Source organism: Acidimicrobiia bacterium (assembly GCA_016650365.1).
In the GTDB taxonomy this organism is placed as follows: Bacteria; Actinomycetota; Acidimicrobiia; order Spongiisociales; family JAENVV01; genus JAENVV01.
The window spans coordinates 1-5,380 of sequence record JAENVV010000280.1; the positions used below are offsets into that span (position 1 = coordinate 1).

Below are 5,380 nucleotides of genomic sequence, written 5' to 3' on the forward strand. Positions count from 1 at the left end.
CGACACCCCCCAGGCACACCAACGAACCTTCCACACGCTCGGGGTCGACCCGATTCCCAATCAGTTCCTTCATGAGAAGCCGGTCAGCCTCCCGTACCAGAACCGTGGCATCGTCGTCACCGACGATTGCCACCGCTTCGGTGTAGAGGGCGCCCAGCGTCGCCTGGTACCGGGGACCGTCTGTGACGGCTACGAGCCTGTCCCGCAGGCGAGCCAGCGCATCTTGAAACAGGTGCTCTCTCGCATCGGCCATTTGCCGATCGGCTTCCAGTAACGCTCGATTGACGATCCGGGCGGCGGCTTGCTCAGCCTCCTCGTCCCGATCGGATTCCAGACGAGCACGGTCGGCATCGGCCTCGGCCGCCGCGTCACCCAGAATCCGGTCGACACGGGCCCGAGTCTGCGCTCGGATCTCCGCGACCCGAGCGTCCGCTTCAGCCGCAATGGCACTGACGATGGCCTCGACGCCCATCAGCCGCCCAGCAACAGGATGATCATGGCTGCCACGGCAAAGCCGAGAATGACCAAGGTCTCCGGAATCGCGAGAAGCAGAATCACCCGACCGGTGAGTTCGGGCTTTTCTGCCAGAGCACCGATACCGGCCGATCCGATCCGGGCCTGGGCATAACCGGTCGCCAGAGCAGCCAGCCCGATCGCGAGTCCGGCCCCCACAGCAAGAAGTCCAATTTCCATGTCTATTCCTTTCTGTCAAGTGAGCCAAAGGGGACGAAGGCGGTACCGCCGCCTTCATAGAACTTGCCAAAGAACTCGACGTAGTGAAGGCGGAGCGCCTGGACGCTCGGACTGAACACCCCGAGGGCGAGATTGAGTGCGTGAAACAGTGCCGCCACGATGATGCCAAACCAGAGCGGTCCGAGAGATCCGAGTTCGTTGGCGACGCGAGCAAGGTAGACCGAGGCGATCCCGATGGCGGCGATTCGGAGGTAGGAAAGAACGTTGCCAACCAGACCAAGAAGCTCAAGTGGACCGGTGATCAAACCCATCGGACCTTCCAGAGCGATCATCAGGACGGTGCCAACGACGATCGTCGCGACGGCCGGGGTCATCCAGCCATCTGGTAGCTGACCAACGGCCACACCGGTGATCCCGAACAGCCCTATCAAGGCCAACAGCGTGCCTACGGACGTCGAGAGTTTCTTACGATCATGTCGATGGGCGGCCGTCCAAATGCCAAGCACCAGACCGAGAGTGATATGGGCGACTCCCACTGCGAGCGCGAAAATGAGCAGAGGCTCAATGGCCTCTTCCCGGTTGATCCAGACGGGTTCCAGACCGAGCCATCGACGACCAAGATCTCCGAGGAACTCGCCGTAGATCACGCCCCACACAATCGTCCATCCCGCACCCAGCACGAATATCTTCAGAAACTCGGCGGCACTGGGAGAGGTCACGCGGAGCCGATGGCGAAGGTAGAGGGCCATGGCAAGCAGCAAGACACCATAGGCAATGTCGCCGAGCATCATGCCGAAAAACAGCGGCAGGAACACCATCATGAGCGTGGTGGGGTCGAGGCTGCCGTATCGGGGCATGGACAGCAGACTGACCAACGCCTCAAAGGGCCGAACGGCGTCACGATTCTGCAGGAGTATCGGCGGTTCTTCGTCGTCTCCAATCGGAGCCAGCTCGACAATCACCTCTCCCTGGCCAACGGAAGCGACCACCCGCCGGACCTCCTCAAGTCGGGGTACGGGAACCCAGCCTGACAGCACAAAGGTCTGCGGGGTGGCACCCAAATGGCGAATGGCGCTCAGCTGACCAAGGCGTTGGGTGACGTCGGACCGAGCTGTCACCCAGGCACCCCGGGACCTCATGACGGCGGTGATCTTGTCCTCAATCGTGGCCATCTCAACCGGTAGATCGGATAGCCGCCGTTCCATGAGGGTGATTGCCTGTCGGAATGGGACCGATTCGTACTCATGAGGAAGACGAACCCGGTTGACCTGCTTTCGACCCAATATGGCCTGAACCTCGGCGGCGGACTTCTTGGGCGTGACGATCACTGCTCCCACCGTATCCGTGTCAACCTGATCGGAAATGATCTCAAAATTGCCCTCCAACACCTCATCGAGGGCGACGCTGAGGTCACCGAGCACCGATGCATGCCGGGCATCAAGGATTACCGCGTCGGTGTCATAACTCTCCAGTTCCGTGAGTTCGGGCACCAGAGGGAGAAGTCGTTTCAGCGACTGCACATGCCGGGGAAGCGTGCTGATCTCGAGCTGGCGCTCCTCAAGCGAACGGGCCAGAGACTCGATCTCAGGTGCAGTCGTTTCAAGATCGGAACGGATGAGCGCCAGATCGACCGGAGCGGTGTCGGCGGGTGGCGGATCGGAGCTAAGCGCCAAAAGCGCGTCCAATCGTGCCCGGAGATAGCGGAGTTCCTCGATCTCCTGAACCTGTTCGTCATCGGCCGTCAGTGGCGGGAGGGTGATCGACGAGTCATCGGTCACGTCGATCAGCTGGACTGCAGACAGAAGATGGAGGGCTTCAAGGGTCGGGTGAAGTCGTCTCCGATGTCCGATCACGTGAACCTTGGTCATGGGGACGAGCATCGCCTACTCCGTCCTGGGAAGGATTGCATCGAGCATTGCCTCAACGAGCCGATCCAATTCAGGTTCGATTCGGGTCCGCAGGCTACGGATGCGGCCGTCGAGAGTTTGGGCGAGGTCGGCTGCGCGGGATTCGGCTTGGGTGATCGCCCGGGCGTAGCGTTCGTCGGCGACCACCTTCCCACGTTGTCTGGCATGTTCGGCGAGCTGGGCGGCTTCACGGCGCGCATCGGCTATTGCAAGGCTCGTTCGCCCGGTCTCTGCAGCCACAGAACGTGCGGCTGACAATTCGGCGGCACGAATGAGAGCCAGCGGTTCACGCGAGACGGTCATCGCATGCCTGCCATGGTCAACCGGCGCGCCCGTTGCGCCTTCGCCCGCTTGAGTCGGAACCGATCCTGCCGCTCTCGCTCATCGAGCACAGCAAGAATCATGCTGGTCTCGCGTTCAAGCTGTGGGATTACGATGTTCTCAAGGGCGTTGACGCGCCGGGTCGTAGTGGCGATTTCTTCGACCAGCCGCCGCAGACGGAGTTCTCGAGCAGCCAGCTCAAGGGCGAGTTCCAGTTCCGTTTCAAACAACTCGCTGGCCCGGTCGATACGAGCGCTGGTTCCCGTCAAGGTGTAGCCACGATCAACGAGAGACCGCCGAACTGGTCCGTACTCGATGTCGGCGATTCGTACGCCCATGATGTAAACGGGATGAGCCTCGAGGAAGATTCCCGAACCACCGACCGCCGCGGCAGACCGCACGAGGTCAGGTCCATCGAAGGCTTCGGCATCGGCAAGTGCGCGACGAGCCGCACCAGCAGCTCGATCAAGGGCCCCCTCGCCTGACAAGACGAGGTCGGCGACCTTGCGAAATTCCTTCATGAGTTGATCCCGTTTGTCTTCCAGGAGATCTCGCCCCCGGCGCGCCAGCTCAAGGTGGCCCCGACGAGCCAGGAGTTCCGAGCGTGTTGCCGTCAACTGTTCCAAGAACACCCGTCCTCACCATTAGTATGCGGGAGGCCTGGTGTTTGGGGAGCGGCCAGAGGTCACAACCTGGTCAATCAGAGTCAACCGGCCCTAATGGGCGCCGCCCAGCCAGGTACTCCGAACCACTAGCGTCATCGACGTGACTGATTTCATGAAGGCTGCCATCGACGAGGCGATCCGAGGAGCGGACGACGGTGGCATCCCGATCGGCTCAGTGCTCGTGGTCGACGGTCAAATCGTCGGGCGTGGTCACAACCAGAGAATCCAGAAAGGCTCGGCCATTCTCCACGGTGAAATGGACGCTCTCGAGAACGCCGGAAGGCTCAGCGCATCCGAATACCGGCGGGCGACCATGTACACAACGCTGTCGCCTTGTCACATGTGTTCCGGCGCAATCCTGTTGTACGAGATCCCCAGGGTGGTCATCGCCGAGAACCGAACATTCATGGGTGCCGAAGACCTACTTCGATCCAACGGCATCGAACTTGAAGTCCTCGACCTCCCAGAGTGCGTCGACCTTATGGCTGCCTTCGTCGCTGCCCGGCCCGACATCTGGAACGAGGACATCGGCGAGGAGTAGTCCCCGTCACCCGTCAAATGGAATCCCGAAGCCAGTTGTCTCAACAGCCCCAACCGGGACTGCTGGTGTGACCCGACCTCCCGTGTAGGGTTCCGACAATGTCCTCCATCCGCCGCCTGAGTTCACTGGCGCTCGCTGCCACTCTGGCCTTGGTCACGATCGGAGGATTCACTCGAGGCAGCAAGAGCGGCTACGGCTGTCAGGATCGATGGCCCCTCTGCGAGAACGGCCTTCTTGGTGGCCTTCTCCCGCGACCCGAGTTCCACATGATCGTGGAATGGACCCACCGATGGGTGGCCGCGATGGTCGGACTGCTGGCCCTCGCCGTGGCGGTCGCGGCCTGGCGCCGTCATCGCAACGAACCAAAGATTCTGATCCCTTCGACCTTGACCGTTGCCGTGATCGGCATCCAAGCATGGGTTGGCCGAATGGTCGTCAAGGGTGAGCTCGCCTCGGATCTCGTCTCAATGCACCTGGCCATTTCGATGGCCATTCTCGCCCTGTTGACCGTCGTGGTGACGTCAGCCAGCGACCGATCCGGAGTCGCTTCGCCAGCCGAACAGAGCAAGAACCGGTCGTGGGCACACATGGTTGCGGCCGGGGCAATCGCAGTTCTGGCAGTGCTTCTGTTCGGATCTCTTGTTCATAACCTCTACTTCAGCGGCTGGCCATTCGTCGGAAATCGACTCCTTCCGAACCTGGACAATCCCAAGCTGGCCATTCATTTCACCCACCGTGTCCTGGCCGGCGGGGTCTTTCTCTATCTCGGCTTTCTGAGTCTGAGGTCGACGAAACAGAACCGTCCGATTATCGAAGCCCGACTCGTCAACGGGGCCACCGCCGTCTACGTCCTCAACATCGCCATCGGCGCCGGACATGTCGTGACCAAGGTCAGCTCGAGCGCGCTCGTGGCGGCCCACCTGGCCGCTGCCTCACTGTCGTGGGTACTGCTCATCGCCGCGGCAACCATGGCCTACTCAGTGAGCCCACTTACTCAGACCGACGAGGTTACGGTCGACGCGGCTGTCTGATCCGGGGTCCGCGTTGGCGCATCGATCGGGGTAGATCGGCGTCAGCTACTTGCCCTCTAGTCGTGGTGATGTTCAGCCACATTTTCTGTCACAGGGTCGGGTTAGAATCGAACGTATGTTCGACACATTGATTGACCCGACATCTGACCGGGCGGCTACTGATGGGGTTCCCGCTGGGCTTGATGACATGGAACCGGGCCTGTTCCTGGCGGCCATGTTGTC

At 61.2% G+C, this 5,380-nt stretch carries 7 protein-coding genes; 2 read left to right on the plus strand and 5 right to left on the minus strand.

What is annotated here, in order from left to right; genetic code table 11:
* The 5 genes from JJE47_15690 to JJE47_15710 all read right to left on the minus strand — a co-directional run.
* Positions 1-472: hypothetical protein (locus tag JJE47_15690; protein MBK5268861.1), on the minus strand; the 472-nt coding region annotated here is incomplete at its 3' end.
* Entirely contained in the window at positions 472-693 is a 222-nt protein-coding gene (locus JJE47_15695; protein ID MBK5268862.1) for an ATPase, read from the minus strand. The genes JJE47_15695 and JJE47_15690, both read right to left, overlap by 1 nt.
* A 2-nt stretch (positions 694-695) precedes the next feature.
* On the minus strand, positions 696-2,573 hold the full coding sequence (locus tag JJE47_15700; protein ID MBK5268863.1) for a V-type ATP synthase subunit I: 1,878 nt from the start codon (positions 2,571-2,573) through the stop codon (positions 696-698).
* Positions 2,574-2,576: 3 nt separating this feature from the next.
* Positions 2,577-2,903, minus strand: a complete 327-nt coding sequence (locus tag JJE47_15705; protein ID MBK5268864.1) for a hypothetical protein — start codon at positions 2,901-2,903, stop codon at positions 2,577-2,579.
* Positions 2,900-3,547, minus strand: coding sequence for a V-type ATP synthase subunit D (locus JJE47_15710; GenBank protein ID MBK5268865.1), 648 nt, complete (start codon positions 3,545-3,547; stop codon positions 2,900-2,902). The genes JJE47_15705 and JJE47_15710 overlap by 4 nt, the downstream gene beginning before the upstream one ends.
* Positions 3,548-3,686: 139 nt before the next feature.
* Between JJE47_15710 and JJE47_15715 the strand changes: the two genes are divergently transcribed.
* Together JJE47_15715 and JJE47_15720 are read left to right on the plus strand one after the other, a co-directional pair.
* Positions 3,687-4,127 carry a nucleoside deaminase gene (locus JJE47_15715; protein ID MBK5268866.1) on the plus strand — a complete coding sequence of 147 codons (441 nt, stop codon included), beginning with the start codon at positions 3,687-3,689 and terminating at the stop codon, positions 4,125-4,127.
* A gap of 98 nt (positions 4,128-4,225) precedes the next feature.
* Positions 4,226-5,158: a COX15/CtaA family protein gene (locus tag JJE47_15720; protein MBK5268867.1), complete on the plus strand. Its 933-nt coding sequence runs from the start codon at positions 4,226-4,228 to the stop codon at positions 5,156-5,158.
* Positions 5,159-5,380 lie beyond the last annotated feature (222 nt).

Coding starts and splice junctions, on each gene's coding strand:
- JJE47_15695 (MBK5268862.1), bottom strand. CDS start 693: ATGGAAATTGGACTTCTTGCTGTGGGGGCCGGACTCGCGATCGGGCTG.
- JJE47_15700 (MBK5268863.1), bottom strand. CDS start 2,573: ATGCTCGTCCCCATGACCAAGGTTCACGTGATCGGACATCGGAGACGA.
- JJE47_15705 (MBK5268864.1), bottom strand. CDS start 2,903: ATGACCGTCTCGCGTGAACCGCTGGCTCTCATTCGTGCCGCCGAATTG.
- JJE47_15720 (MBK5268867.1), top strand. CDS start 4,226: ATGTCCTCCATCCGCCGCCTGAGTTCACTGGCGCTCGCTGCCACTCTG.